29 protein-coding genes are annotated in these 26,639 nt (G+C 37.7%); 15 read left to right on the forward strand and 14 right to left on the reverse strand.

Features of this window, described 5'->3' with window-relative positions:
* Positions 1 to 294, forward strand: a 294-nt coding sequence (locus AC5YD2_RS04640; protein ID WP_496125194.1) for a transposase, incomplete at its 5' end; no start/stop codon positions are given.
* Between the two features lie 52 nt (positions 295 to 346).
* Positions 347 to 1,591, forward strand: a complete 1,245-nt coding sequence (locus AC5YD2_RS04645; RefSeq protein WP_496125195.1) for a D-amino acid dehydrogenase — start codon at positions 347 to 349, stop codon at positions 1,589 to 1,591.
* A 92-nt stretch (positions 1,592 to 1,683) separates the two neighbouring features.
* Here the strand turns inward: AC5YD2_RS04645 and nfsB are convergent, their stop codons facing one another.
* Positions 1,684 to 2,337 carry an oxygen-insensitive NAD(P)H nitroreductase gene (gene nfsB, locus AC5YD2_RS04650; protein WP_496125196.1) on the reverse strand — a complete coding sequence of 218 codons (654 nt, stop codon included), beginning with the start codon at positions 2,335 to 2,337 and terminating at the stop codon, positions 1,684 to 1,686.
* A gap of 172 nt (positions 2,338 to 2,509) precedes the next feature.
* On the reverse strand, positions 2,510 to 2,929 hold the full coding sequence (locus AC5YD2_RS04655) for a hypothetical protein (protein ID WP_496125197.1): 420 nt from the start codon (positions 2,927 to 2,929) through the stop codon (positions 2,510 to 2,512).
* A 265-nt stretch (positions 2,930 to 3,194) separates the two neighbouring features.
* Between AC5YD2_RS04655 and AC5YD2_RS04660 the strand changes: the two genes are divergently transcribed.
* On the forward strand, positions 3,195 to 3,542 hold the full coding sequence (locus AC5YD2_RS04660; RefSeq protein ID WP_496125198.1) for a hypothetical protein: 348 nt from the start codon (positions 3,195 to 3,197) through the stop codon (positions 3,540 to 3,542).
* A 21-nt stretch (positions 3,543 to 3,563) separates the two neighbouring features.
* Here the strand turns inward: AC5YD2_RS04660 and AC5YD2_RS04665 are convergent, their stop codons facing one another.
* Together AC5YD2_RS04665 and AC5YD2_RS04670 are read right to left on the reverse strand one after the other, a co-directional pair.
* On the reverse strand, positions 3,564 to 4,286 hold the full coding sequence (locus AC5YD2_RS04665; RefSeq protein ID WP_496125199.1) for a UDP-2,3-diacylglucosamine diphosphatase: 723 nt from the start codon (positions 4,284 to 4,286) through the stop codon (positions 3,564 to 3,566).
* A 128-nt stretch (positions 4,287 to 4,414) separates the two neighbouring features.
* Positions 4,415 to 4,924, reverse strand: coding sequence for a peptidylprolyl isomerase (locus tag AC5YD2_RS04670; protein ID WP_496125200.1), 510 nt, complete (start codon positions 4,922 to 4,924; stop codon positions 4,415 to 4,417).
* Positions 4,925 to 5,090: 166 nt separating this feature from the next.
* Here AC5YD2_RS04670 and AC5YD2_RS04675 point away from each other — a divergent pair, with 166 nt between their 5' ends.
* The gene (locus AC5YD2_RS04675; RefSeq protein WP_496125201.1) at positions 5,091 to 6,815 is read left to right on the forward strand and encodes a glutamine--tRNA ligase/YqeY domain fusion protein; all 1,725 of its coding nucleotides are present in this window, start codon (positions 5,091 to 5,093) and stop codon (positions 6,813 to 6,815) included.
* A 305-nt stretch (positions 6,816 to 7,120) separates the two neighbouring features.
* Here the strand turns inward: AC5YD2_RS04675 and AC5YD2_RS04680 are convergent, their stop codons facing one another.
* The 5 genes from AC5YD2_RS04680 to AC5YD2_RS04700 form a co-directional block, all read right to left on the reverse strand.
* Positions 7,121 to 7,711 carry a lecithin retinol acyltransferase family protein gene (locus AC5YD2_RS04680; RefSeq protein WP_496125202.1) on the reverse strand — a complete coding sequence of 197 codons (591 nt, stop codon included), beginning with the start codon at positions 7,709 to 7,711 and terminating at the stop codon, positions 7,121 to 7,123.
* A gap of 215 nt (positions 7,712 to 7,926) precedes the next feature.
* Positions 7,927 to 8,175, reverse strand: coding sequence for a hypothetical protein (locus AC5YD2_RS04685; RefSeq protein ID WP_496125203.1), 249 nt, complete (start codon positions 8,173 to 8,175; stop codon positions 7,927 to 7,929).
* Positions 8,176 to 8,338: 163 nt separating this feature from the next.
* Entirely contained in the window at positions 8,339 to 8,572 is a 234-nt protein-coding gene (locus tag AC5YD2_RS04690) for a hypothetical protein (protein WP_496125204.1), read from the reverse strand.
* 244 nt (positions 8,573 to 8,816) lie between these two features.
* On the reverse strand, positions 8,817 to 9,902 hold the full coding sequence (gene trmA / locus AC5YD2_RS04695; protein ID WP_496125205.1) for a tRNA (uridine(54)-C5)-methyltransferase TrmA: 1,086 nt from the start codon (positions 9,900 to 9,902) through the stop codon (positions 8,817 to 8,819).
* A gap of 89 nt (positions 9,903 to 9,991) precedes the next feature.
* Entirely contained in the window at positions 9,992 to 10,891 is a 900-nt protein-coding gene (locus tag AC5YD2_RS04700) for a LysR substrate-binding domain-containing protein (protein ID WP_496125206.1), read from the reverse strand.
* Between the two features lie 226 nt (positions 10,892 to 11,117).
* Between AC5YD2_RS04700 and AC5YD2_RS04705 the strand changes: the two genes are divergently transcribed.
* Positions 11,118 to 11,456 (forward strand): hypothetical protein, encoded by a 339-nt coding sequence (locus AC5YD2_RS04705; RefSeq protein ID WP_496125207.1) that lies wholly within the window; start codon positions 11,118 to 11,120, stop codon positions 11,454 to 11,456.
* Positions 11,457 to 11,538: 82 nt separating this feature from the next.
* Here the strand turns inward: AC5YD2_RS04705 and AC5YD2_RS04710 are convergent, their stop codons facing one another.
* The gene (locus AC5YD2_RS04710) at positions 11,539 to 12,888 is read right to left on the reverse strand and encodes a TrkH family potassium uptake protein (protein WP_496125308.1); all 1,350 of its coding nucleotides are present in this window, start codon (positions 12,886 to 12,888) and stop codon (positions 11,539 to 11,541) included.
* Positions 12,888 to 13,544 carry a potassium channel family protein gene (locus tag AC5YD2_RS04715; RefSeq protein ID WP_496125208.1) on the reverse strand — a complete coding sequence of 219 codons (657 nt, stop codon included), beginning with the start codon at positions 13,542 to 13,544 and terminating at the stop codon, positions 12,888 to 12,890. Before AC5YD2_RS04715 ends, AC5YD2_RS04710 begins: the two co-directional genes overlap by 1 nt.
* A gap of 129 nt (positions 13,545 to 13,673) precedes the next feature.
* Between AC5YD2_RS04715 and AC5YD2_RS04720 the strand changes: the two genes are divergently transcribed.
* Entirely contained in the window at positions 13,674 to 14,177 is a 504-nt protein-coding gene (locus AC5YD2_RS04720; protein ID WP_496125209.1) for a hypothetical protein, read from the forward strand.
* 58 nt (positions 14,178 to 14,235) lie between these two features.
* Here AC5YD2_RS04720 and ilvA read toward each other — a convergent pair whose 3' ends face one another.
* Positions 14,236 to 15,774, reverse strand: coding sequence for a threonine ammonia-lyase, biosynthetic (gene ilvA, locus AC5YD2_RS04725; protein WP_496125210.1), 1,539 nt, complete (start codon positions 15,772 to 15,774; stop codon positions 14,236 to 14,238).
* Positions 15,775 to 15,881: 107 nt separating this feature from the next.
* Between ilvA and rpiA the strand changes: the two genes are divergently transcribed.
* From rpiA to AC5YD2_RS04765, 8 genes are all read left to right on the forward strand, one after another.
* On the forward strand, positions 15,882 to 16,553 hold the full coding sequence (rpiA, locus tag AC5YD2_RS04730) for a ribose-5-phosphate isomerase RpiA (protein ID WP_496125211.1): 672 nt from the start codon (positions 15,882 to 15,884) through the stop codon (positions 16,551 to 16,553).
* A 103-nt stretch (positions 16,554 to 16,656) separates the two neighbouring features.
* The gene (locus AC5YD2_RS04735) at positions 16,657 to 17,346 is read left to right on the forward strand and encodes a YgjP family zinc-dependent metalloprotease (protein WP_496125212.1); all 690 of its coding nucleotides are present in this window, start codon (positions 16,657 to 16,659) and stop codon (positions 17,344 to 17,346) included.
* Between the two features lie 24 nt (positions 17,347 to 17,370).
* Positions 17,371 to 18,081, forward strand: a complete 711-nt coding sequence (locus AC5YD2_RS04740) for a hypothetical protein (RefSeq protein WP_496125213.1) — start codon at positions 17,371 to 17,373, stop codon at positions 18,079 to 18,081.
* Positions 18,082 to 18,203: 122 nt separating this feature from the next.
* Positions 18,204 to 19,253: an N-acetyl-gamma-glutamyl-phosphate reductase gene (gene argC, locus AC5YD2_RS04745; RefSeq protein WP_496125214.1), complete on the forward strand. Its 1,050-nt coding sequence runs from the start codon at positions 18,204 to 18,206 to the stop codon at positions 19,251 to 19,253.
* A 79-nt stretch (positions 19,254 to 19,332) separates the two neighbouring features.
* Positions 19,333 to 20,082 carry a DUF6776 family protein gene (locus tag AC5YD2_RS04750; protein ID WP_496125215.1) on the forward strand — a complete coding sequence of 250 codons (750 nt, stop codon included), beginning with the start codon at positions 19,333 to 19,335 and terminating at the stop codon, positions 20,080 to 20,082.
* Positions 20,083 to 20,100: 18 nt separating this feature from the next.
* A complete protein-coding gene (clpS, locus tag AC5YD2_RS04755) occupies positions 20,101 to 20,529 on the forward strand; it encodes an ATP-dependent Clp protease adapter ClpS (protein WP_496125216.1) in 429 nt (142 codons plus the stop codon).
* Between the two features lie 9 nt (positions 20,530 to 20,538).
* Positions 20,539 to 22,815: an ATP-dependent Clp protease ATP-binding subunit ClpA gene (gene clpA, locus AC5YD2_RS04760; RefSeq protein WP_496125217.1), complete on the forward strand. Its 2,277-nt coding sequence runs from the start codon at positions 20,539 to 20,541 to the stop codon at positions 22,813 to 22,815.
* A 155-nt stretch (positions 22,816 to 22,970) separates the two neighbouring features.
* On the forward strand, positions 22,971 to 23,324 hold the full coding sequence (locus AC5YD2_RS04765) for a YnfA family protein (protein WP_496125218.1): 354 nt from the start codon (positions 22,971 to 22,973) through the stop codon (positions 23,322 to 23,324).
* Positions 23,325 to 23,370: 46 nt separating this feature from the next.
* Here the strand turns inward: AC5YD2_RS04765 and AC5YD2_RS04770 are convergent, their stop codons facing one another.
* Entirely contained in the window at positions 23,371 to 23,853 is a 483-nt protein-coding gene (locus tag AC5YD2_RS04770; RefSeq protein WP_496125219.1) for a hypothetical protein, read from the reverse strand.
* Between the two features lie 415 nt (positions 23,854 to 24,268).
* Here AC5YD2_RS04770 and AC5YD2_RS04775 point away from each other — a divergent pair, with 415 nt between their 5' ends.
* On the forward strand, positions 24,269 to 25,561 hold the full coding sequence (locus tag AC5YD2_RS04775; RefSeq protein WP_496125220.1) for an MFS transporter: 1,293 nt from the start codon (positions 24,269 to 24,271) through the stop codon (positions 25,559 to 25,561).
* A gap of 73 nt (positions 25,562 to 25,634) precedes the next feature.
* On the opposite strand, the gene argF is transcribed toward AC5YD2_RS04775, so the two are convergent.
* Complete coding sequence (argF, locus tag AC5YD2_RS04780) at positions 25,635 to 26,549, reverse strand: ornithine carbamoyltransferase (RefSeq protein ID WP_496125221.1); 915 nt, start codon at positions 26,547 to 26,549, stop codon at positions 25,635 to 25,637.
* Between the last annotated feature and the right edge of the window lie 90 nt (positions 26,550 to 26,639).

Consider the following 26,639-nt stretch of genomic DNA (forward strand, 5'->3'; position numbering starts at 1 on the left):
CGGAGTATTTTTCTGTGTTGGTTGGAGTATTTGTTAAAGGGCTTACAGGAAAAGGATATTCAGACTAAAAATTATTTGCTGATTCTCGATAATGCCTCAATTCATAAAGGTCAAGCGATTGATGATTTAGCAGCAAAATATAAGACAAGAATCGTTTATCTACCTGCGTATAGTCCCGACCTCAATCCTATTGAAAAAGCATGGTCTGTCTTAAAAAGTAAAGTCAGGCACATCATTGCTCAGAACAATAAAACCATTCAGGAAGCTCTGGATATCGTATTTAAGATGATGTAGCTTATGTTTCATATTTGGCTATATATTGGAATTCATTCCAAGGAGTGTATTTATGCCGCATGTGGTTATTATCGGTTCAGGGATTACAGGTGTTACATCTGCCTATGAGCTGTCTCAACTGGGTTACCAAGTCACTGTCATTGATCGTCATCTATTCCCAGCGATGGAAACCTCCTTCGCGAATGGTGGGCAACTGTCCGCCTGCAACGCAGAAGTTTGGAATCAGAAATCGACTGTTTTAAAAGGCATTAAGTGGATGGCGCAAAAAAATGCACCATTACTGTTAAATCCATCTTTTAGTGTGCATAAATATGCATGGTTGATGGAGTTCCTGGGCAATATTAAACATTATGAAACGAATACCCATGAAACAGTGCGTTTGGCACTCTTGGCGCGTAAACGCTTATTTGATATTGCTGAACAAGAACATATCGATTTTGATTTGGAGAAAAGAGGAATCTTACATTTCTATCACTCAGAACAAGATTATATCTTTGCAACCCGTGTCAACGATCTGTTGTGTCATGGTGGCTTAGAGCGTCATGCCGTGACCTTAGATGAAATTCGAAAAATTGAGCCAAGTCTTACTGGGAATTATTATGGCGGATTCTATTGTCCGGGAGATGCCACAGGTGATATTCATAAATTTACAACGGGTTTGGCAGATGTCACCCAAAAAAATGGGGTCAATTACTTGTTTGGTATGGAAGTCATAGATGTTGAGCATACACCAAACAAGGTTTTCATTAAGTATCATCAAAGTACTGAAAATATGTTGCAAAACTCTGCTGTGGTTGAACATTTAGAAGTCGATGCTGTATTGGTTTGCGCTGGGGTAGGCAGTTATCAACTGGCGAATCAGCTGGGTGATCGGGTCAATGTTTATCCCGTAAAAGGATATTCAATTACAGTACAGTTGGAGGATCAGCACAGTATCGAAAATGCCCCTTGGGTCAGTCTGCTAGATGAAAGCGCCAAAATTGTAACGTCTAGATTAGGCGTTGACCGTTTGCGTATCGCAGGAACGGCAGAGTTCAATGGCTATAACCGTGATATTCGCTCAGACCGTATTCAACCATTAATTGATTGGACCAATAAGAACTTTAATATATCGACAGAATATTGTGTGTCATGGGCAGGACTTAGACCGATGATGCCGAATATGATGCCAGTCGTGCGTCGAGGCAAGCGGGAGCGAGTATTTTACAACACCGGGCATGGTCATTTGGGTTGGACTTTATCAGCCGCGACAGCCGCAATGATTAGTCAAGAAATTGCGACTGCTTATCCTATATAGGTCATCATTGCAATGTAAATGACCAATAGCTTGTTAAAAAGGCATCATGATGATGCCTTTTATGCTTTATTTAGTGCGATGATGCTTTTGAATTAGAGAACTGTAAAAATCTCTTCTTCCTTCAATCGTGATTTCGGCAATTTTGCATTGAAGTCATTTTCGCTTCGATAGCCTAAGGCTAGTAATACAGACGGAATTAAGCCTTTTTCGAATAATCCTAATTCCTCTGAAATGATTTCTTCATTGAAGCCACCAATGGGTGTGGCATCAATACCTTCAATACCAGCAGCCAATAAGATTTGACCTAAGGCAATAAAGGTTTGGTTTTCAGCCCAGCGTTGAATATCACCTTTTTCATTGCGATAAAAATCCACATAACCTGTTCTGGCATCTTGTTGAGCTTGTTTGGCAGTTTCATCTTTAAAGCGCCCACTTAGCTCATCTTGCTGAATTAGATTGTCCAAATGTTGTTCCGTAATATCAGCTTTGGTGCAGAACAAAATACTATGTGACGAATCTAAAATTTTAGGGGCATTGTAAGCATATTTGCCGACGAGTGATTTCGCGATGCGTTGTTTGGCTTGATTATTTTCTATAATAAAAAAATGCCAAGGCTGAATATTGATCGAAGATGGAGTAAGGCGAAGAATCTGAATGAGGCGATCAAATTGTTCTTGAGGAATTTTTTTTGAAGGATCGTATGCTTTTGTGGTGTAACGTGATTTAGAAATATTCAACAAATCCATGGTGATAATCTCAAGAAGAATGAGATTGATTTTACTGCATTATAAATGGCTTGCAATCAATAAGATTCAATATCGATATTCAATTTCTGTAGTCAAATGTTGTAATTAATTTTATGGGTAGATTGAGAAAGAATGAAGCCAAAAGATGGCCTCATTCTTACGACCTGATGGATTAGTACGCGTATTTTAAATCTGTGTATTGCTTCATCGCGGTTTGTACATTTTTGCTAATAAATTCTTGAATTTCTTCTGGAGTTAAAAGTTTACCCTGATTGGTAATCGCATTTTCCATCGGTGGTTTGCCTTCAGACGTTAAACGATAAACAAAATTGGTTTGAATTTTAAAATTAGATTCGGTTTTAATGATGCTGGTCACATAGCGATATTTATGTTCGAAATTATGGTCTGTGTGAGAAAAAATAAATTGATCAAAGAGTTGTAGTGCCTTGCCATCTTCTAGTGCTTTAAGCTCATCAACAATTGAACTCTCAAACTGTACGCCAAATTTTTCAGAAATGGGTTTACCATCGATCAGCAATGAAACTTTGTGGTCATCGTGGTTTTCAATAGTAATGTTGTTGAATTGAGACATAGCGTTCTCTGAAAATAAAAACTTCTGCAGTATGAACTGTGATCCGAAGATTTTAAAGCTCACAAAATGAGATTGATTAAATGCAATACAACTAGATTTGCAGATTGTCATGAAAAATGATGATAATTTTTGAGTTATAATATTCTCTAAACCTTCAAATATATAAATAGAATCTATGAAAAATATATTTATTTTATTTTTACTGTTCTTCAGTAGTTACACTCAGTCAAATGAACCTTCTCTTAATATTAACGAGGTTGAAGCGATGTTTTTAAATCGTGATAAAAATGTCAATGTGCTGGCATATAGTTCTAAAATTACGAATAAAGGTGAGGTATTTCAACAGATCGCGATTAGAAATAGGGATTTGGATAAAGGGCTGTCATTAGCATATAGCGTATATGAAAAGAATAAAAATAAGGATAAAACTGAGTATTCTAAAATTCAAAATTTTGCGAATTGTAAAACTTATAGCATGCTTTCGACGCGGACCAATTATAATGAAAAGGGCGGTTTTTTATTTAAACATAACCAAATTAATAAGTTAGCCTCAGATCATGATGTGGATTTCATTAAAAGAGGATGCCTGAATAGAAAGCTAAAAATTGAATAAATTTAAATTGAGGACATTGAATTAGTTTGATAAGAGGCAGTTTATGAGCTCAAATTTACCATGTTGATTAAATTCAAGAATCATTGCCTCCTGAGTACTTTCACGCCAATCACCGAGTACAATTCTCTTTTTTCCATGCACATCGTGAATCTCAGGACGATGCGTGTGACCATGGATCAAAATATCCGCATCATGAAGCGCATTTTCAACTGCATGTTGGTTTACATCCATGATGTCATAACTTTTCATTTGATTGGCTTGCTGACTTTTTTGTCGAAAACCATTGGCTAATGACTTGCGGAAAGAGAGAGGGGTGCGTTTGAGTAAACCCAATATAAACGGGTTCCGAATCACTTTGCGAAATCTTTGATAAGCAATGTCGTCGGTACAGAGCATATCACCATGTTCAATTCGAACTTTTAAATTGGCGATTGTTAAATAATCGACATCTGGAATCGATTGACCACCAAAGCGATTCAAAAATTTTTGTCCCAATACAAAATCACGATTGCCTACTTGGAAAAATATATGATTGCCAAACTGAGTAAATAACTGAAGTGAATTAACGATTTCATCTAGCCAATCTGAAGCGTCATCATCTCCGATCCATGCATTGAACCAATCACCAAGGATATAGAGCTGAGTGTTGCTGTTTTTATATTGTTCTAATAAATCTAAAAACCCCCGAACAAGTCGAGGGTGATCAGGTGACAAATGTAAATCTGAAATAAACAGATAGGTCACTTTTTTTCCTTTTTGAAATCGCTCCCAGCCTCCCTTTACGAAAGGGAGGAGAACCTAATTTTAAAAGAGGTTATTCCTTCCTTTATTAAAGGACTTGCGTAGCAGTGCTACTCAGGGAGGATTTACAATTATTCAGCAATAATTTTAGCAGATTCAATGACAACGTTTTCTAAAGGAACGTCAGCGTGATAGCCACGGTTACCAGTACGCACACCTTTAATTTCGTTCACAACTTCCATACCTTCAGTCACTTTACCAAATACTGCATAGCCCCAACCTTGTGCTGTTTTACCAGAATGGTTAAGGAAACCGTTGTTACCAACGTTGATAAAGAATTGAGCAGAAGCAGAGTGAGGTGCTTGAGTACGCGCCATAGCGATAGTACCCAAATCATTGGTTAAACCGTTGTCGGCTTCGTTTTCGATAGAATCACGCGTTGCTTTTTCTTTGAAGTTTTCATCCATGCCACCGCCTTGGATCATGAAACCGTCAATAACACGGTGGAAGATAACGCCATCATAAAAACCATCACGAACGTATTCTAAAAAGTTAGCAACAGTTTTAGGTGCTTTTTCAGAGTTAAGTTCAAGAACAATACGTCCTTTATTGGTGTTTAATTCGACTTGAGGAAAACTCATTCTATAATCTCCTGATCATGGACAAAAAAGCCATGGGTTTGTGGTTGAGAGAAGCATAAGCAAACTGTAAACTACAAGGCAAGCAAAAACGTTACTTTCTTTGTTAATAAACAAAAATTAGCGTTTTAATTATCCTATTTTATCTTATAGAAGTGATTTATCAACTATGAAGCCAAATGATGTTGTTTCATCCCTGCCAAATAACCCGACAACACAAAATCAATCTGTCGATGCTGCGCAGCAAGAACAACAGCCGGGCTTAGACTTTGTACGTCAAGTTATTACAGATGATCTAGCTGCAGGTCGTACACAACAAGTTGTGACGCGGTTCCCACCTGAACCTAATGGCTATTTACATATTGGTCATGTCAAAGCGATTTGCTTAAACTTTGGTATCGCAGATGAATACCAAGGCTTATGTAACTTGCGTTTTGATGACACCAATCCAGATGCAGAAGAACAAGAATATGTCGATGGTATTGCCAATGATGTGAAATGGTTAGGTTTTAACTGGAATGGCGAAACACGCTACGCATCGAGTTATTTTGACCAATTGTACACATGGGCGGTACAACTGATTCAACAAGGGGATGCGTACGTTGATTTACAATCTCCTGAAGAAATCAAATTGAACCGCGGTAACTTTGTAGAACCCGGTAAAAATTCACCACAGCGTGATGTCACTGTGGAAGAAAATTTAGCCCGCTTCGAGCAAATGCGTAATGGTGAGTTGGGTGAAGGGCAAGCAGTACTTCGCGCCAAAATTGATATGACGTCTCCAAACGTCCATATGCGTGATCCAATCATGTATCGTATTTTGCATTCTGAACATCATCAGACAGGCGATACTTGGAAAATCTATCCAATGTATGACTACGCACATCCATTGTCGGATGCGATTGAAGGTGTGACGCATTCACTGTGTACCTTAGAGTTCGTTGATCATCGTCCATTTTATGATTGGGTGGTTGAGAAAGTTAAATCTCCATCAGTACCACGTCAGTACGAATCAAGCCGTTTGAATATTGATTACACCATTACCTCTAAGCGTAAATTACGTAAATTGGTTGAAGGTGGCTATGTGAATGGTTGGGACGACCCACGTATGCCAACAGTTGTCGGTATGCGCCGTCGTGGCTTTACGCCAGAAGGTTTACGTGATTTTTGTAAACGCGTCGGTGTAACAAAGGTGGATGGTAGTATTGTTGATGTGGCAATGCTTGAGTTCTGTATTCGTCAGTCTTTGGAAAACACGGCAGCTCGTGGTATGGCGGTGTTAAATCCACTTAAAGTGACTTTGACCAATCTGCCTGAAGATATGGATTTAACCCATTCACGTCATCCAAACGTGGACATGGGCGAACGTATTATTCCATTGACCCAAGAAATCTATATTGATCGTAAAGATTTTGAAGAAATTGCACCGAAAGGCTTTAAACGCTTAATTCCAGAAGGTGAAGTGCGTTTACGTCATGCTTATGTGATTAAGTGCGATGAGGTGATTAAAGATGCTAATGGTGAAGTGGTTGAGCTGAAATGTTCAATCGATCCTGATACTTTAGGAAGAAATCCTGAAGGTCGTAAGGTCAAAGGCGTAATTCATTGGGTTTCAGCGACTAAAGGTGTCGAAGCAGAAGTGCGTATCTACGATCGTTTATTTAATGTCGCTGCGCCGGATGCTGACGATGATTTCTTACAACACTTGAACCCTGAATCTTTAAAAGTTGTTCAGGCAGTGATTGAGCCTGCATTAGCTCAAGCTCAACCTGAAGATCGTTTCCAGTTTGAACGTGAAGGGTACTTTGTTGCAGATCAGCATGATCATAAAGCAGAGAAACCGGTGTTTAACCGTATTCTAGATTTGAAAGATAGTTTTAAACCAGCGAAGTAAGTTTTAAACAGTTACATTGTCCAGAACCTCATCTTAGGATGGGGTTTTTTAAAATCTGATTTTTATACAATCCGATGCTTAGAAAGTAAATTTATGTAAATTAATTTTCTTGATTCATGTGAATATTCATTTTATTTTTTTAATTATGACACATCAATGACAACTAAGTCTTAGGGATTAAAGGATTTTATATTGCTTGTTAGGCATATTTAAATGATATTGTAGATCATTTAAATTGTTTAAAAACAGTAATTTGAGTTGACAATAGCGTCATCAGGACGCATATTGAAGTTGAACCGAAAGGTTTATTTTGAAACTATGTTTTCCTCGAAACCCTGCTTAAGCGGGGCTTTTTTTTGCAAATTTTTTAATTGTCTTTGTTTGAGTGCAACATAAACAGGTTTATTCAGTTTCTTTTGATCATTCAATTTTTTCTTAATATAAAACACCAGTGCAAAACAAGTTGTTGCTAGTGTGAGGAATAAGCTATTTAAATAGCTGACCAAAGAACTGATATAACCAATAGTGGTTAAACGGTTCATCATCTTAATCACTTGGGGACTAGATTCTACGCCTGTAATTGCCCAGCTACACAAGTGCTCACAATTATTAATAATCAGATGATAGTTATTTTCATGCATTCGGGAACGCATACGTCTAACCACAAGGCGGCCTTTATATTTGGGTGAATCATAATGTCTGACTGTGATTTTGCGGTTGCGAGCGAATTGTTGAATTGAAGTGATTTCAATGGGATGTTTTTTAAATAAATGTGCAAATCCTGAGTAGTGGATCACTCGTCCTTTACCTGCATAGATACCATGATGGCTATAGCCAAAATGATTGACAATTAAGTGATTGCCGACTCTAAACTTAGTGACGTGTTTGGATTGCATATTTGATTCCAATAAAGAGGGATTGCATAGTTTTATTGAAAAGTGAGTGTTGATTATAACAAATATATAAGCAGGATGATTCAAGAGAAGTGATTTCAGATTGGATGAAGGCTTATTAATTTCTTAAGACTGCTAAAGACAAAAAGGTATATTTGTCAATCTAAAAATTAAAATATAAATTTGTCCGAGATCGCTTTTAAATAATCAGATCAGGGTTATTGATCAGCTAGGTCTAAAAAGGAATTTTGCATTTTACAGGTTTCAATCGCTTGTTCTTTTGACATGCCTTTAATCTGGGCAATAAATTCATCTTTTTGAGCTTTCATTGCATCTTTAGGTATTCCACTGTCAATTGCCATTTTTTCGATCTTTTCCCAAGAGCTCTCACATTCAGATGGCATTTGACTACATGCACTTAAAATAAGTCCTGAAGTTAAAATTAAAACTAATAAATGTTCTTTCATAGTTATTCCTTAACGTTATAGTTATTTCCACATATGTATTTAAATATTTAATTTCTAAAGTAATTAATGAATGGTGACAATTTTCTCAATCATTTATAAAAAGAATAGCAATAAAAAAGCACTTATGAATAAGTGCTTTTTTAATTCAGTGACGACTTTGCAATTACTGAATAGGTGGTTTGGGTTGGATCAATGTCAATAAATCTTTACGATTATATCCTCTAGACATTAAAACTTTCTTGATCCCGAAAATCACATCTTCATCGGTCGCTTTTTGCAAAGCTGCAATGAGTTGATCATTCGTTTTACAAGAACAATCATTTTCAACACAAGCAATCTGATTTTTATGTTCATTTTGCTGTGGTGTGTTTAAAAACAACTTTTGCCAAAAACTCATATAGAGCCTTCACATACAACCTAACATAGAGTGAAATATAGCCAATCTAAAATATAAAACAAGTACCAAAATGTGCTGTGCGTCTCATTTCAACAGTTATTATTTCGATAACAAATATGAAGATAAACGAAATTATGACAATTTAATGACTTGATATTTTGTAGCTTATTGATTTTTCATTAGTAAATTTTATCGTATAAAAAAGCTACAAAATTATAGCTTTTTAAGTTAGGAAATAAATTGTTTAAATTTTAACTAATAAAACACCTGATTCCACATGATGGGTATAAGGGAATTGGTCAAACATCGCAAACTTTTCAATGCGGTGAGTTTGACTAAGTGTTTTGAGATTGTCATGTAGAGTATCTGGATTACATGAGATATAAATGATTTTCTCAAAACCTTGTAATAACTTTAAAGTATCCTCATCGATTCCTGCACGAGGTGGATCTACAAACACCGTTTCAAAGTCATAAGATTGGATATTAATGTCTGCTTCTTGTAAGCGTCTAAATTCGCGTTCAGCATTATAAGCTTGGGTAAACTCTTCAGCAGATAGACGTGCGACTTGAATATTGTCGATATTGTTTTGTTCAATATTCCATTGTGCAGCATACACAGAAGATTTTGCCAGTTCAGTTGCAAGTACGCGATTGAACTTCAAAGACAGAGGAAGGGTAAAGTTACCATTTCCACAGTAAAGTTCTAAAAGGTCTTTGTCCGATTTTTCTATGCTTGAACATGCCCATTCGAGCATCTTTTGACAGACCACAGCATTGGGCTGAGTAAAACTACTTTCGATTTGTTTGTATTTAAATGTACGATCAAAAACTTTGAGTTCTTCAACAACGAACTCGTCACTTAAAATCACTTTTTGACCGCGACTGCGACCAATCACTTTAATATTGAGTTTTTCAGCTAAGGTTTTAACCGCAATCTCCCAATCTTCTTTCAGTGTTGAGCGATAGATCATTGAAACCAGCATTTCGCCTTTTAAAGTGCTGAGAAAATGCACTTCAAATAATCGCTTGGACAGAATCTCTTGAGATTTCAGCTCTTCAAGCAAAATAGGCATTAAATCATTAATGCTTTTATCTGCGATTGGGAACTCATCTATACGAACAACGGTTTTGTGTTGTCCATCTTGGCTACGTTCAAACATTGCATAGAACATATCGTCTTCAGTATGCCAAATACGAAATTCTGCACGCATACGGAAGTTCATTTCAGGAGACGCAAATACCTCTAATTCAGGCGGATTATATTCGGCAAATTGTGAACGAATGCGATCAATTTTGGCATCAAGCTGTTGTTGGTAAGATGAATTCATAAAATAAAAAAACTAGCACAGAGCAGAGGCGATGGTATCAAAGATTAGCCATTTTTTCTGCATAAACTTAGCTTGAATTGAGTTTAGAATTATCTTTTGGTGAGATGTTCAACTAAATATTCAATGAACACACGCACTGCTGGGAGCAAGCCACGTCTTGATGGGTAAACTGCATGGAAAATACCATGCGGCGCTTTCCACTCTGGGAGAACTTTGACTAATTTCCCTGAGGCCACATAATCTTCTACGATATTGTCTGGTAATAATGAGATACCACAATTTTGAGATGCTAAATCTGCCAGCATCATCAGGTCTGAACCCATCAGAACAGGATTAATTTTCACTTTAATCGTTTGATTATTCTCGCCATTTAGAACCATCTGTTGATCAGTGAGTTCATCGACCATACTCAGGATGCGATGTTGAGTCAGATCTTCAGGTGTATTTAGCATACCAAATTCATTTAAATAGGCTTGGCTCGCGAATAAATGCTGTTCAATATTTTCAAACTTACGAACGATTAGGCTCGGATCATCATCCAAACTCGAACGTACACGAAGCGCAACATCAATCCCTTCATTGATAATGTCGACACGTCGATTACTCACGATCAATTGAACTTTAATCTCAGGATAAAGCTTTAAAAAATCGGGCAATACTTTCGCCATTTCACTTTGTGCAATGGTAACAGGTAGGCTAACTTTGATTAAACCACGCGGTTGTTCACTCAAGTGATCGACTAGATCATGTGCAGACTGCGCAGCATTCATCATGACTTTAGCATGTCTATAAATATTCATGCCGATATCGGTAACGGCAAAGTGTCTTGAGCTACGTTGAATCAATCGAACGCCTAGGCTTTCTTCTAGATTATAGACACGACGGCTGAGTTTTGACTTGGGAATATCTGTAGCACGTTCAGCTGCACTAAAGCCACCGTGTTCTACAACAAGCGCATAGCAATAAAAATCATCTAAGTCCGACAGCATTTCCCCATTCCATTGTTGCAACGATTTGGCTATTAAATGAAATATTGTCGCATGAGGTCAATATAAAGTTTGTTTTTAAATTCATATTTCTAGATTTGTTTACAGCTCTATCAGTTCTTGTATTAAATATTAGATCATTCAAATTAAAATCTATTTATTACTACTCTATGACAAGGGGAGTCGCTAAAATATCAAGCATTTTATTGATCATTTTAAAGTCCTGAATATGTCCTTTCAACTTGTCGAAGTTCAAACACCTCATGAAAATTTACTTTGCCCACACTGTCAGCGTGCTGTGTTGGATTGGGATCTAGAGCAATATATTCAGCCATGCGAACATACTTTATTTATTGCGATGGATTTAGGTTTTGAATATATCTCAGATGAGTTTGAGTCGACCATGCAAAAAACCGTCGATGAAATTCATGCCAATGATGAAATGATCAAGGTTATTGATGAAATCAAACAATCAACGTATTCTTCATTTTTGATTTATAAAGCTGATTTAGGTGTTGACGGTTATTATCGTTATACCGGTTTTAGTCAATGCGATTATCATTATTAAAACTTATTAAAAAAGCTTGATCGTTATTTCTATGGATCAAGCTTTTTTGTATTGTAATTTCAAAAGTGAAATTAATACTCAATTAACCAATCTGAATCTCAGTCTTGGGATGGCTTAAACGACTTTTCTTTGGTGTTGCAATCAAATAGGCAAGGGTTAAAGGTCCTAATCGTCCTGTAAACATGAGCAGCATGAGAATCATTAAGCTCATCGGCTGTAAGTCTGCTGTGATCCCACGCGATAACCCTACCGTACAAGCAGCTGATACTGCCTCAAACATGAGATCCAAAAAGCTTTTTTTCGGTTCTAAGATCAATAAACTAAAGAAACCTATAAAGATGAGCATTGAAGTAATCGAGACGACTGCGAAAGCTTTATAGGTAGTTGTGGCAGGGATGGAATGCTTGAAGACGCGTAATTCATCAGAACGTCTTAAGAAGGTTATTACACTTAAAACCATAATAATAAAAGTACCGACTTTAATACCACCTGCAGTACTCAGTGATCCACCCCCAATAAACATGAGTAACATCGTGACTAAGGTTGCAGGATCACTCATATTGTTCATTTCAATACTATTAAATCCTGAAGATCGTGGCACAGTGGCATGAAACCATGCATTTAAAGCTTGATCACCAAGGGACATGGGTGCAAGTGTTAGCGGATTACTGGCTTCAATACTCCATAACACGATAAAAGCAAATACGTTAATGCCTGCGATTGTTGATAGAATAAGTTTGCTGTTTGTGGAAAGCTTTTTCCAAGATTGAGAGCGCTTAATATCCATGAGAACTAAGAAACCGATCCCACCAATAATATAAAGTAGACTAATGGTGAGCGTCACCATATATTGCCCTGAAAAGCTCATTAAACTATTGGGAAAGAGTGAGAATCCACCATTATTAAAAGCTGAAACACTATAAAAAGCAGCATAGAACAGCGCTTGCTTAAACTCGTAAGTCGGCATCCACGCAATGGTTAAAATGATTGTTCCTATACCTTCGAAAAATAAGGAATAGAGCAGTACGCCTTTCATGGTAAATGTGGCATTGGCTAGGCTGGTTTGCCCGATGGTTTCTTGTGCCATCACTTGTTGTTTTAAACCGATTTTTGTAGACAGGCTAAGCGCAGCGAGAATCGCAAAGGTCATAAATCCTAAGCCACCACACTGAATTAACAGCATGATAATAAACTGTCCGAGTGTGGTATAGGCTTCACCGATATTGACGACAGACAATCCCGTAATGGTGACGGCAGATGTGGCTGTGAAGATTGCATCTAACCAACTGATGTCGCCATGATGTGAAAATGGCAATTTAAGTAAAAGAGATCCGATAATAATGAAGCTCAGAAAGCCCAGTGCCAATAAGCTTGGCGGGCTGAGATTGATACTATTGCTTTGTTTATTGACCAATCCCGCATAGAACTTCATCATTTTTGTTTAAATCTCGATGAAAGTTTACGCAATCGATCGACAGGGCCTTCGATAATTAAAATATCATCCGCTTGTAGTAACAGACCAGGGGCAACATCATAAATAATATGCGTACCGCGTTGTAGTAATAAGGGGTTAACACCATCGGTTTGATCGACAATTTCTTTAAATTCTATGCCTTTTAAATGTTCTTCAACTTCAATTTTAACAATAAAATGGTCATCGTTGAGTGCCATATATCGCCGCACCATAGGATAGCTTAAGGACTGTGCAATACGAATGCCCATATCTTCTTCTGGGTGGATAATTTGTTCAATCCCAAGATGCGACAGAATCATGTGATGTGACTTAGACTTAGCTTTGGCTAGAATTTTTTCTACGCCTAAATTTTTTAAATGTAGGACACATAAAATGCTGGCTTCAATATCATCACCGATAGCCACTACAACAGCATCACAATTTTGAACATTCAGTTCTTGCAAAACGTGCTCATCCGTCGCATCCGCAATCACTGCGTGGCTGATTTGTTCCGAGATATTTTCAACGAATTTTTTCTCAGTATCGATGCCGATAACATCATGTTTTAATTGAGTTAGCTCTAGGGCTACAGTTGCTCCGAAGCTACCTAAACCAATAACTGCAAACAGGGCCATAACTAAAATATTCCTGAGCTAAATTCGAGGTGAGTTTATATTTTGTCGTGATTTTATATTTTTGGCTGATAATTTGATAGATTGAGCACTGACTTTTATAAATTAAAAATCAATATAGAGAAGATCATCATGTCACAACACATTTACAGCGTATTACAATCCCTTATTCCTGAACTAAAACAACCTTTAGAGAGCCAACAGGATGACTTTGATTATTTCCGAGATTGGCTCAATCAAGATGCTGAATATTTACATTATATTGAGCTTCAAGAGTATTTTGATAATGGTATTGATGAAAATTACTATTTTAAAAAATTTAATGTCAATACACAGCAATTGAACAAGGACATTGATCAGCAACTTTCGAATTTATTTGAACAAAGTGAAGAGGGCTTTGGTGGAGATTCATTTGATCAAGAAATGGATCTCATGGAGCAAACAGAAACCATCCTTTTTGATAATATTAAAAAAGTTGCAGATGAGCATCAATTGTCTTTATTGGTTGTATATCGTGAGAATCCCTACTGGCTACTCTTACCTAGCCAAAATCAGCAACAACTTGAGATGATCGTCCAAGAATTCAATCAAGCTTTTAATGATGATGGAGATCTCAATATGGCGATTTATGAGTAATTTCGCCATAAAAAAAAGAGCTTCGAAGACGAAGCTCTTTTAAAATAATCGTGATGATTTATTTTAGGAAACGCTGATAACCCAAATTATTGGTAATTTCATCATATGGATAAGTAATATTTTCTAAAGTCTGAATCAGACCATCTGGATTTTGCTGAGCATCCGTCGCTTCTAAACCGACAAGTACACGACCTTCGGCAGCACCATGGTTACGGTAATGGAAGAGGGTAATATTATGTGTTGGGCCAAGGCGTTCTAAGAAAGTCAGTAAAGCTCCTGGACGTTCAGGGAACTCCACACGGAACAAGCGCTCATTTTCAATATCCGCATGACCACCAATCAAATAACGAATATGGAGTTTTGCGACTTCATCATCAGATAAATCATCGACATCATAATGGAATTTTAACGTATCAAAAATTTCATGACGTTCTTTTTCGCCACCTTTTAAGCTGATGCCGACAAAGACTTGCGCTGCTGAAGAATGACTTGCACGGTAATTAAACTCAGTAATGTTGCGACCTTGTAAGGCACGGCAGAAGTTTAGGAAAGAGCCTTTTTCTTCAGGAATCGTTACCGCAAAAATTGCTTCCTTACGTTCACCAAGTTCTGTCCGTTCAGCAATATAGCGAAGACGGTCAAAATTCATATTGGCGCCGCAGACAATTGACACAAGATTTTTATTTTCCAAACCGTGTTCAGCGACGTATTTTTTAATTCCAGCAAGTGCCATTGCCCCTGAAGGTTCTACGATGCTACGGCATTCGTCATACGTGTCTTTAATTGCAGCACAGATTTCATCCGTATTCACCAAGACCACATCACGTTCAACGATCGGGCCTGAATTGTCAGATTTCATTAATTGAATCACTTCAAATGGTTTTTCACCGATTTGAGCAACAGCTGTACCATCGGCAAATAAGCCAACAGAAGGGAGGACAACACGTTCACCCGATTCAAAAGCCGCTTTTAAACATGCAGATTCATCATATTCAACAGGAATCACTTTGACATGTGGTGCAACATCACCAAGGTAGGCAGCAACACCACCAATCAAACCACCACCACCTACAGCCACGAAGACATAATCCACATCACGCCATTGACGTAAAATTTCATTGCCGATTGTACCTTGGCCCGCCATGACCAATTCATCGTCATAAGGAGGAATAAAAGTCATGCCTTCATCTTTGGCACGTTGAATCGCGTATTTATTGGCAACATCAAAAGAGTCGCCGTGTAGTACAACTTCACCACCTAAACGCCTTACGGCCTGAACTTTAATGTCAGGCGTGGTTTTAGGCATCACAATAATCGCGCGAATTCCTAGTTTTTGACCAGACAATGCCACGCCTTGGGCATGGTTACCTGCTGAAGCTGTAATTACACCACGTTCTAGTTGAGATTTTGGCAGTTGGCTAATACGGTTATAGGCGCCGCGTAGCTTAAAAGAAAAGACAGGTTGTAAATCTTCGCGTTTAAAGCGAATGTTATTATTAAGCTTTTCACTAATTCGTGGCGCTGCTTCGAGTGGAGTTTCGATTGCAACATCGTAGACTGTTGCTTGTAATATTTGTCGAACCAAACGAGACAGCATGTTAATTTTCCATCTAACAGTTTAAAATAGGGCTTTATTGTAACAAACCCCTGTGCATTTGGGCTGTAAAATCAGCATCAAATGTCAAAAAATAGTTGAGCCAAGTTATGAGTCTGTATGCAACCCAAGATGAAAAGAAACAAGCTGCTGCACAAGCTGCTTTAAAACACTTGCCTAAAGGCGGTATTTTGGGTGTTGGTACAGGAAGTACTGTTAACTTCCTAATTGAATTATTACCTGAGCTTCAACTTGAAGCAGCTGTAGCAAGTTCAGAAGCGACAGCGCAACGCCTTAAAAAATTAGGCATTGAAGTTGTGGATATGAACCATGTTGGCGGTTTAGATGCTTATGTTGATGGTGCTGATGAAATCGATCGTCATATGCACATGATCAAAGGTGGTGGTGCAGCATTAACACGTGAAAAAATTGTGGCATCGATTGCGAAGAAATTCATTTGTATCGTCGATGATTCTAAGTGGGTCGATCAATTGGGTCGTGGCTTTGCACTTCCAGTTGAAGTGATTCCAATGGCACGTTCTGCTGTAGCACGTAAAATTGTGTCTATGGGGGGTGATCCTGCGTATCGTGAAGGCGTGGTGACAGACAACGGTAACGTCATCTTAGATGTTCATAACTTGAATATATTAAATGCTTTACAGCTTGAAAAAGATATCAATGACATTCCAGGTGTGGTGTGTAACGGTATTTTTGCAATCAATAAAGCGGATGTAGCTGTGGTGGCAACTGACAATGGCATTGAAGAGCGTACTGCAATCTAATTCATATAAATAGTCATTTGACACTTTAAAACCTCCTTTTTGTAAAGGAGGTTTTTCAACCATAAGAATAGATTGAAAAAATAGGATTTTGAAAAATAATACGATGACTTTAGCAGACCTTCCTGAAATCCAAATCGTTCGTAATGTTCGATCTACCCGTTTAAGACTGCGAGTCGAACCGCATCAGATTCGCTTAACTGCTCCTGTATTTTGTACCAAATCCCAAATTCAGAAGTTTATAGATCAGTCTGAAAGTTGGTTGCTTGAAACATGGAATAAACAACAAAGTCGGGTAATTCAGAAGAGTGAGCCGAGAGTACTTCCGACTGAGTTAAAACTATTTAATCAAAATGTACCTTTACAGATTTCTTATACGACGCAAAAACAAAATTTTATCTTAGACATAGATGCATTACATTTGTCAGTTTCAGATCGACAACCTGAAGTTTATTTAAAAGCTTTTGTCATACAGTATGCCAAAGATTATTTGCCCAATTATTTAAGTCAGATTGCTCAGGAGTGTCATTTACCTTATGGAAAATGTTCGATTCGGCAGCCGAAGACACGTTGGGGGAGTTGTACCTCTAAGCATGACATTATGTTGAATAGTGGTTTAGTGCTTTTCCCTAAAGAAATCACGCGATACGTTGCTGTACATGAGTTGGCACATACGAAGCATTTTGACCATAGTCAGCGCTTTTGGATTGAAGTTGAAAAGCATGATGTGAATTATCAACAGCATCGAAAAATATTAAAAACAAGTTCGATGCCGTGGTGGTGGACGAAAAAATAAACATAAATATTGTGAGAAGAAAAATTGAATAATAAAAATAAGGAATATGTTGAAGATGAAAACAGCGGACTTAAATTGTCAGATCTTATAAAATTTTTTGGTTTTATTGTTTTTTTCCAAACAATGATTTTGTCTGGCTGTATTTTATCAAATATTAATCATTATAAGATGGTTGATAAAGGAACATATGAAGTTGTTACTTTTAAGCAATCAAAAGATACATCTTTGGTAAAGCATATTAATACTGTAAGAGGTGATGTATATGCACACTTTTATGTTCATGGTTATCAATATAAAAGCTATACCTGTGAAGGTATATTGAAAAAAAGGGATCAAATTGAAATTTGTAAATTAATACGTGATGAGAATAATAAAATTTTAGAGATTGAAACTGATCAGAGAATCAATCAGCAAAATAATAATGTAACTTATGAAATCAGAGAAATTATCTATCAAGATGCAACTAACAAAACTAAAAAGCTAGTAATAAAGAAAATTAATTATTCTGAACAACAGTTATTATACCAATATAAAAATAAAGTCATTCTTTATGTAATACTTGATTCAATTTTATTGTTACTTGCATGTCTTGTTTTTTATAAGTGTCGATATAGCGATAATTATAAAAAGAACAGTAAATTTACAGCAAAACTTTTTGATATTTGCCGTGTTCTGATCTTTATTTTTATTGCTTTTCAATTTGCACTGATTTGGCAGCTTTTGCTGAGTCTGTAATAATGATCACGACATTTAGGTTTAAATATCTTAATTGATAGTTCAGTTAACAGTTCAGAAAACACTAACTTCCTGTCATACTACGCGATGTAAATGGATACTTTTGATTAGAGGTTAAGATCGTGATTTCAGTTGGTATTGTAGGTGGTACAGGTTATACAGGCGTTGAATTGCTACGTATTTTGCTCAGACACCCAAACGTACGTGTAGATGTATTAACATCTCGAACTGAAGATGGTCGCCGTGTTGACGATATGTTCCCAAGCTTACGAGGGCATACAGATCTTTGCTATTCAGATTTAAATATCGACGCCCTTAAAAAATGCGATGTTGTGTTTTTTGCAACGCCTCATGGTGTAGCGATGAAGCATGCGGAAGAATTGGTCGCTGCCAATACCAAAGTGATCGACTTAGCTGCGGATTTCCGCCTACAAGATTTAGAGCAATTTGAAAAATGGTATGGCATGCGGCATGCTTGTCCAGAACTATTAAAAGATTCAGTGTATGGTTTATCTGAACTCAACCGTGAAAAAATTAAAAATGCACAAGTGATTGGTAATCCAGGTTGTTACCCAACTACGGTTCAGTTGGGTCTTGCACCTTTATTTAAGCAATCTGAAACCTTAGTTAAACCTGAAAGTATTATTATTGATGCGAAATCTGGAGTGTCTGGTGCAGGTCGTAAAGCCAGTTTAGGCATGATTTATTCTGAAAATGCAGATAATTTTAAAGCCTACGGCGTAGCAGGTCATCGTCATCAACCTGAAATTGTAGAAGCATTGGAAAATATTTCAGGTCTAAAAGATGTGTTTGATCACATTGTATTTGTTCCACATTTGGTTCCCATGATTCGTGGTATGCTCAGTACGATTTATGTGGATTTAACCGATGCAGGTGATCAAGCAGACTTACAAAGTTTATATGAAGATTTCTATGCCAATGAAACCTTTGTCGATGTGATGCCAGCGAACAGCTCGCCTGAAACACGTTCAGTGCGCGGAGCCAATCAGTTACGTATTGCATTGTATAAACCACAACCGAAGAAATTAGTGGTACTTTCAGTTCAAGACAACTTGGTGAAAGGTGCAGCAGGTCAAGCGGTTCAAAACATGAACTTGATGTTTGGTTTTGCAGAAGATGCTGGATTGCAAGGTATCGGATTATTACCATAAAAAACGCTTTTCAACTTCACACACATTTAACTTTAGCGTTAAATGTGTGTTTTGATACTAAGAATATTTAGAGATAACGATGTCGAACGCAGAAATTCATAACTTACCACAACCGAATAAGAAGGCTAAAAAGTCATTCTTAAAAGGAAATACGCCACTTTTGGTCGGTGGAGTTGTTCTTTGCGCAGGTAGCGTATTGTTAGGTTATACGGTCGGTCATCGCCAAGGTTTAACTGTTGTTGGTTATGATGCTGATGCTGAACAATTGGTTGAAGTGGTTGCTAAACAAAAGCATGAATTGTCAGAACTCAATAAAAACTTGAATTTGGCAGTGCAAGAGCGTGACGTAGCAGTTGCGAATTCGAATGATTTGTTTGCTTCATTTAACCAAGCCAAGGCAGATAAGGTTCAAGTTGAAGGAATGAGTGCGATTTATCGTGAAGTTCTTCGTCAACGAGGTGGGTTAAGTTTAACTGTACAAAACCTTGCGATTTTACCCTTACCTGAAAATATTTATGAGTATCAAATTGATTTAGTACAGGTGAGTCCAAACAAACGTCGTGCTGCAGGTGAGATTGAGTTACGTTTAATCCAAGGTACCGAAGTATTGGTTGTTCCGATTTCTGAAAATCGTTATAACTTTGAAGACTTTCAGCGTTTAACGGGTCGTTGGACCATGCCTAAAGGCTTCAGTCCTCAGTTCATTGAAATTCGTGTGAAAGGTGCTACGCCTGTGACTAAGCGATTTAGTTGGGGGCGTGGTAAAGCAATCGAAAACAGTCCTACGGTGGCAGCGGATGTACCGCAAGCTGCTGCTAACTCTCAATAATTGTAGATTTATAGAATTATGCGTAGAAATAAGCGTCATATGAGCTTAAATGAAATCAAATCATCATTTCATCAAACGGGTTATGTAGATTGGCACTTTAATCCACGCTTAGGTGATACACAAAACAACGATGTAGATCCAGATCATTCAGAGGGTGATTTGGCAGTTGAAACTGCACCGCCTCAATTTAAGCGTCCACCTTTATATCATGTAGTTTTACTTAATGATGATTACACACCAATGGATTTTGTAATTGAAATTTTACAACAATACTTTGGATTGAATCTTGACCAAGCGACCGAAGTAATGCTAACAGTACATTATGAAGGAAAAGGTATTGCTGGTGTCTATCCAAGAGACATCGCCGAAACCAAAGCCAATCAAGTTAATAATTATGCTCGCTCACAAGGTCATCCATTACTTTGTCAAATCGAGCCACAAGAATAAGGGGATCTCATGCTCAGTCGTCAATTAGAAGTTTCTTTACGTTTGGCTGTAAGCATGGCTCGTCAAAAGAGACATGAGTTTCTTACGGTCGAACATTTATTATTAGCATTATTAGACAATGACTCTGCCGTAAATGCATTGAAAGCATGTGGCGCAGAAATTGTAAGTCTACGTAAAGAATTAGAAGAATATGTAGAGCAACATACTCCAAAACTTGGTGAAAATAGCGAACAAGCACCGCATCCTACAGAAAGCTTTGACCGTATATTACAGCGTGCGATTTTCCATGTTCAATCGAGTGGTGGAGATCGTACTGTTGAAGGTGCAGATGTTTTAGTTGCAATGTATTCTGAGCGCGATTCATTCGCTGTGTATTTGCTTAAACGTCACCAAATTAACCGTTTAACATTAACTCAATATCTTTCTCACGGTGGTCGTAAGGAAGAAATTCACGTTGAGGAAGAAGTTGAGGATCTGGATGGTGAGTCGGGTGCTTCTGCAAATGCAGGACCTCTAGAACTCTATACGGTGAACCTAAATGTGGAAGCACAAAAGGGGAAAACTGATCCTTTAATTGGTCGTGAAAAAGAAATTGAGCGTGCTGCTCAAATCCTATGTCGTCGCCGCAAGAATAATCCGCTTCTCGTCGGTGATCCAGGTGTAGGTAAAACGTCTATTGCTGAAGGTTTGGCTTGGTTAATCGTCAATGGTAAAGCACCGAAACCTTTAGAAAATGCTGAAATTTTCAGTTTAGATATTGGTTCATTGGTTGCAGGTACAAAATACCGCGGTGACTTCGAAAAGCGTTTAAAACAACTTTTAAATGCTTTGAAAAAGAAACCAGATGCAGTGTTATTTATTGATGAGATTCATATGATTATTGGCGCTGGCTCTAGTATGGGCAGCACAATGGATGCATCGAACCTGATTAAACCAGCATTGGCGAATGGTACTTTACGTTGCATCGGTTCAACGACCTTCCAAGAATATCGTCAAGTGTTTGAAAAAGATCATGCTTTATCCCGTCGATTCCAAAAAATTGATGTGAATGAGCCATCAATTTCTGAAACAATTGATATTCTTCGTGGTTTGAAATCAAAATTCGAAGAATTTCATCATGTTGAGTATGAAGATAAGGCTTTAGTGTCTGCTGTGGAGCTATCTGCAAAATTCATTAATGATCGTTTCTTGCCAGATAAGGCGATTGATGTGATTGATGAAGCTGGGGCGCAACGTCGCTTGAAAGCTGAACAGGATGGCACTGTCATCACAGTTGAAAATATTGAAGATATCGTGTCTAAAATTGCACGTATCCCACCTAAAACTGTGTCTAAAGATGATAAATCAGTACTTGAAAACATTGAACGTGATTTGAAACGTGTGGTATTTGGTCAAGATGAAGCAATCACAGCCCTTGCATCTGCAATCAAGTTGTCTCGTGCAGGTCTAAAAGCACCAGACAAACCAGTCGGTAATTTTGTATTTGCAGGTCCGACAGGTGTGGGTAAAACTGAAGTCACCAAACAACTGGCTAAACTGCTCGGTGTGGAGTTAGTTCGTTTTGATATGTCTGAATATATGGAACGCCATGCGGTGTCACGTTTAATTGGTGCACCTCCAGGTTATGTCGGATATGACCAAGGTGGGTTGCTCACTGATGCGATTCATAAAAATCCGCATTGTGTTCTTTTGCTGGATGAAATTGAGAAAGCACATCCAGATGTGTTCAATTTATTGCTCCAAGTGATGGATCATGGTTCATTGACGGATAACAATGGCCGTAAGTCAGATTTCCGTAATGTGATTATTGTGTTGACGACCAATATTGGTGCTGAAAGCATTTCACGTACCAGTATTGGATTCACAGAACAAGATAATAGTAATGACAACCAAGAAGCGATGAAAAAGGCATTCTCTCCAGAATTCCGTAACCGTCTAGATGGTGTAATTCAGTTTAAAGCATTACCAACCACGGTTATTGAATCTGTTGTGGACAAGTTCTTAACTGAACTTCAAGCACAGTTGGATGATAAAAAAGTTGTACTTGAAGTTGATCAGTCTGCTCGTGATTGGATGGCAGAGCAAGGCTATGATCGTCTGATGGGTGCACGCCCTATGCAGCGTCTCATTCAAGAGCATTTGAAAAAGCCATTGGCTGAAATGATTCTGTTCGGTGAGCTGGCTGAAAATGGTGGTAATGTTGCAGTTACAGCGAAAAAAGAGAATGGCAAGTCTGTTGGCTTGAATCTTGAAGTATTTGAAGATCAAGCTGCTGAACCCGCTTAAGTCTGATTAAATTTAATAGCCCGTGCTTGCACGGGCTATTTTAGTTTTAGCTTAATGAAATTTTGATGAGAGCGACTTTAATAAGTTTTGTTTTAATCTAATTTTTCCTCAATCATTTGACCCAATTATTTGATCTAATTTTGAGATAAGTCACTATGGAATTTCAGTTCACAAAATTCATTACGACTTGTGCATTGTTTTTTATAACCGCATTGATGGAAATTTTAGGGTGTTATTTTCCGTATTTGATTTTAAATCAAGGAAAAAGTCACTGGTACTGGGTTCCAACAGTGTTGGCTTTGACAGTATTTGTGTGGTTACTGACTTTGCATCCTGCGGCATCTGGTCGTATTTACGCGGCTTATGGTGGAATTTATATCTTTAGTGCATTGATGTGGTTGAGGTTCGTAGATCAAGTTGATTTGACGTGCTGGGATATTTGGGGTGGTGCGGTGGTTTTAGTAGGGGTGGCACTGATTATATTACAACCACAAGGTTTGATTCGATAATTACGTCTTGTGGTTGCGCGGTGTAAGGAAAGGACTGAAACAGGAATTATTGGAACTTACATTCAGTGTTTTTGATATTAATATCATAAACTTGACTGCTTGATGCAAGTTTTAGATTTAAATCATACGGATTAACACGCTGAAAAGTGTGTTCAAAAAGTAAATCGCAATTTTTCAGTGAATTTTTTTTGATTAAATCCTTCACAGCTTTTATTCCAACGTCTTTTTCAAACTGTTCAAAGTCTGAAGTGGTGATCACGCCTTCAATTTGAATATGCTCAGCATTGGAAGTCATTTTTTCCATAATCATGTTTTGGTCAACTTGATAAGGTAGGGTACGTGAATCCTCTTCGCTCATCGCCGATAGAATTTCATTGAGTGCAGTTTTGTTTTTGATCTTAAATTGCGGATCTAAAATATTCTTTTCAATCAAATATTGGTCAAATTCAGTGCCTGCGGTGTCTGCTGCGTTAGTTGTACTTACAATGGAAAAGCAGCCAATGGATAAAACTAAAGATAGTAAACGCATAATCCCTCAATCCCTGATTTAATTTATAGATTGATTATAGTCATAAATAACTTCAAACGAGAATAAAAACCTGATATTGATTTAGTATTTGCAACACGTATTTAATTTATTGAAAAATATAAAAATTATAGATGGATGAACCTAACAAAATCATTTCTAGATTAATTATGTAAGTTTTTAGGCAGATTTATTACGATAAATATACTTTGTTAAAAACCATTTAAGACCAATATTTAGCAGTGGAATTGAGTCATTGTATATCCCTTAATTTTTTAATGGGACAAGAAAAATATAACAGATAATTTTTTAAGATTACGGTTCATAAAAATGACAATTCAATTTCCATGTTTTGTATATAGTTTTGCACATAGCTTTGCATATAGTTTTACACATAATATTTTACAAGGATGCATATATGGGTCAGGTTTATTCCAAGCAAGAAAAATCAAGTCGAATAAAAGGTATCGTCGGCGCTGCCTCGGGTAATTTGGTCGAATGGTTTGATTTTTATATCTACGCGGTATTTGCAGTTTATTTTACTAAAGCACTAACTGCACCAGATATGGATTCATCGACTCAAGCAATTTACGTTTGGGGTGTGTTTGCAGCTAGTTTTTTTATGCGTCCAATTGGCAGTTGGTTGTTCGGTCACATTGCTGATAAGCATGGACGAAAGAAATCCATGGTGATTTCGATTTGCTTAATGGCAATCAGTTCTTTTTTGTTTGCAGCACTCCCAACTTATGAGCAAGTAGGTATGGCGGCGCCATTTCTTTTGCTTTTGGTACGTTTACTGCAGGGCTTATCGGTCGGTGGTGAGTACGGCGCAGTAGCTACCTACATGAGTGAGCTGGGGCTCAAAGGACAGCGTGGTTTTTTCTCATCTTTTCAATATGTCACTTTAACAGGCGGTCAACTTCTAGCCAGTCTATTGGGTGTTTTGTTCTTGGCATTTATGTCGGAACAGCAGTTACTTGATGGTGGATGGCGTATTCCGTTTGTGATTGGCGGTGTGGCAGCCATTATCTCTTTGTTAGCGCGTAGTCGTTTAGAAGAAACATTATCCAATGAAGATAGTGATAAAGAAGAATCGGGAACCTTAAGAGAGTTATTTAAAAATCATTGGAAAACATTTTTGCTTGTTGTGGGGTATACCTCAGCAGGTTCATTAAGTTTCTATGTGATTACCGTTTACTCTAAAACGTACTTGACCAATATTGGAATGGATTCAAAAACAGTCGGTCTGATTATGACTGGCTGTATTTTTGTGTTGATGGTTGCTCAACCGTTCTTTGGTGCTTTGTCTGATCGCATTGGTCGACGTCTATGTATGCTTTTATTTAGTTCATTGATGGCGATTTCTATCTATCCTGTGATGGCAATTGGTATGCGTTACTTTAGTGATACCCCAATAATGGTTGCCGCACTACTAATCTTCTTGATGTTACTGCTCAGTTTGTACACTTCGATTGGAGGAATTGTAAAAGCTGAAATGTTCCCAACGCATGTACGTGCACTGGGAGTTGGTTTTTCTTATGCAGTGGGTAATGCCATCTTTGGTGGCTCAGCGCCATCGGTAGCTTTGCAGTTCAAATCGGCAGGCATTGAAAATACCTTCTTTATTTACGTGATTGTGATGCTGATTATTTGTTTCTTTTGTAGTTTGAAACTGCCTAAAGAACCTGAATATTTGAAAGATGATCACTGATTCCTAAAATTAATCCAATAAAAAGCCCACATTAATATGGGCTTTTTATTGGATTAATTTTAATGAGAAAAGATTATTTCAAATTTTCATTAATCAAGAATTCAACCAATGCTTTTTGTGCATGTAAGCGATTTTCAGCTTCATCCCACACCACTGCATTTTTGTGATCAAGCATGTTTTCTGAAATTTCTTCGCCACGGTGTGCAGGCAAGCAGTGCATAAATAAGCAATCAGAGTGAGCAAGATCCATGAGGCGCTCATTCACTTGATAGTCAGCAAATGCTTTTTCACGAATTTTTTGCTCTTCTTCTTGACCCATGCTCGCCCATACATCAGTTACGATCATATCCGCATTGACAGCAGCGTCTTCGGCTGAGTTAACCACTTCTGCACAATGCGCAAATTCAGCTAAAAATTCTGGCTTAGGTTCATAACCCTTAGGTGCTGCAATTTTCAGTTTGAAGCCCCACATATGTGCAGCCTCAATATAAGAATTGCACATATTGTTGCCATCACCAATCCATGCAACTGTTTTACCTTCAATAGAACCACGATGCTCTACAAAAGTTTGGACGTCTGCTAACAGTTGGCAAGGGTGGTGATCATCTGTTAAGGCATTAATTACGGGCACTTTAGAATATTCAGCGAAACGTGTCACAATGTCATGACCAAAGGTACGAATCATCACAATATCAAGCATGCTTGAGATTACACGTGCAGAATCTTCAATCGGTTCACCACGACCCAACTGTGTATCGCGTGATGAGAGGAAGATGGCACTACCACCAAATTGGCTCATACCTGCTTCAAACGATACACGAGTACGCGTACTCGATTTTTCGAAAATCATTCCCATTACTTTACCAACAAAGGGTTGGTAGACAACATGATTATGTTGCATGCGTTTGAGTTCAATCGCACGTTCGATGATACGGTTTAATTCTGCAGTAGAAAGGTCACGTAAAGTAAGAAAATGTCGTAGAGCCATGGTTACTCCACAATAATTGTACCTTCAAAGCCGGATATGGCATTGAATAAGGACAATTGATTGTTGGTTGGTAAGAAAATCAAAGAATCG

This window comes from Acinetobacter sp. CY73, from assembly GCF_059515865.1.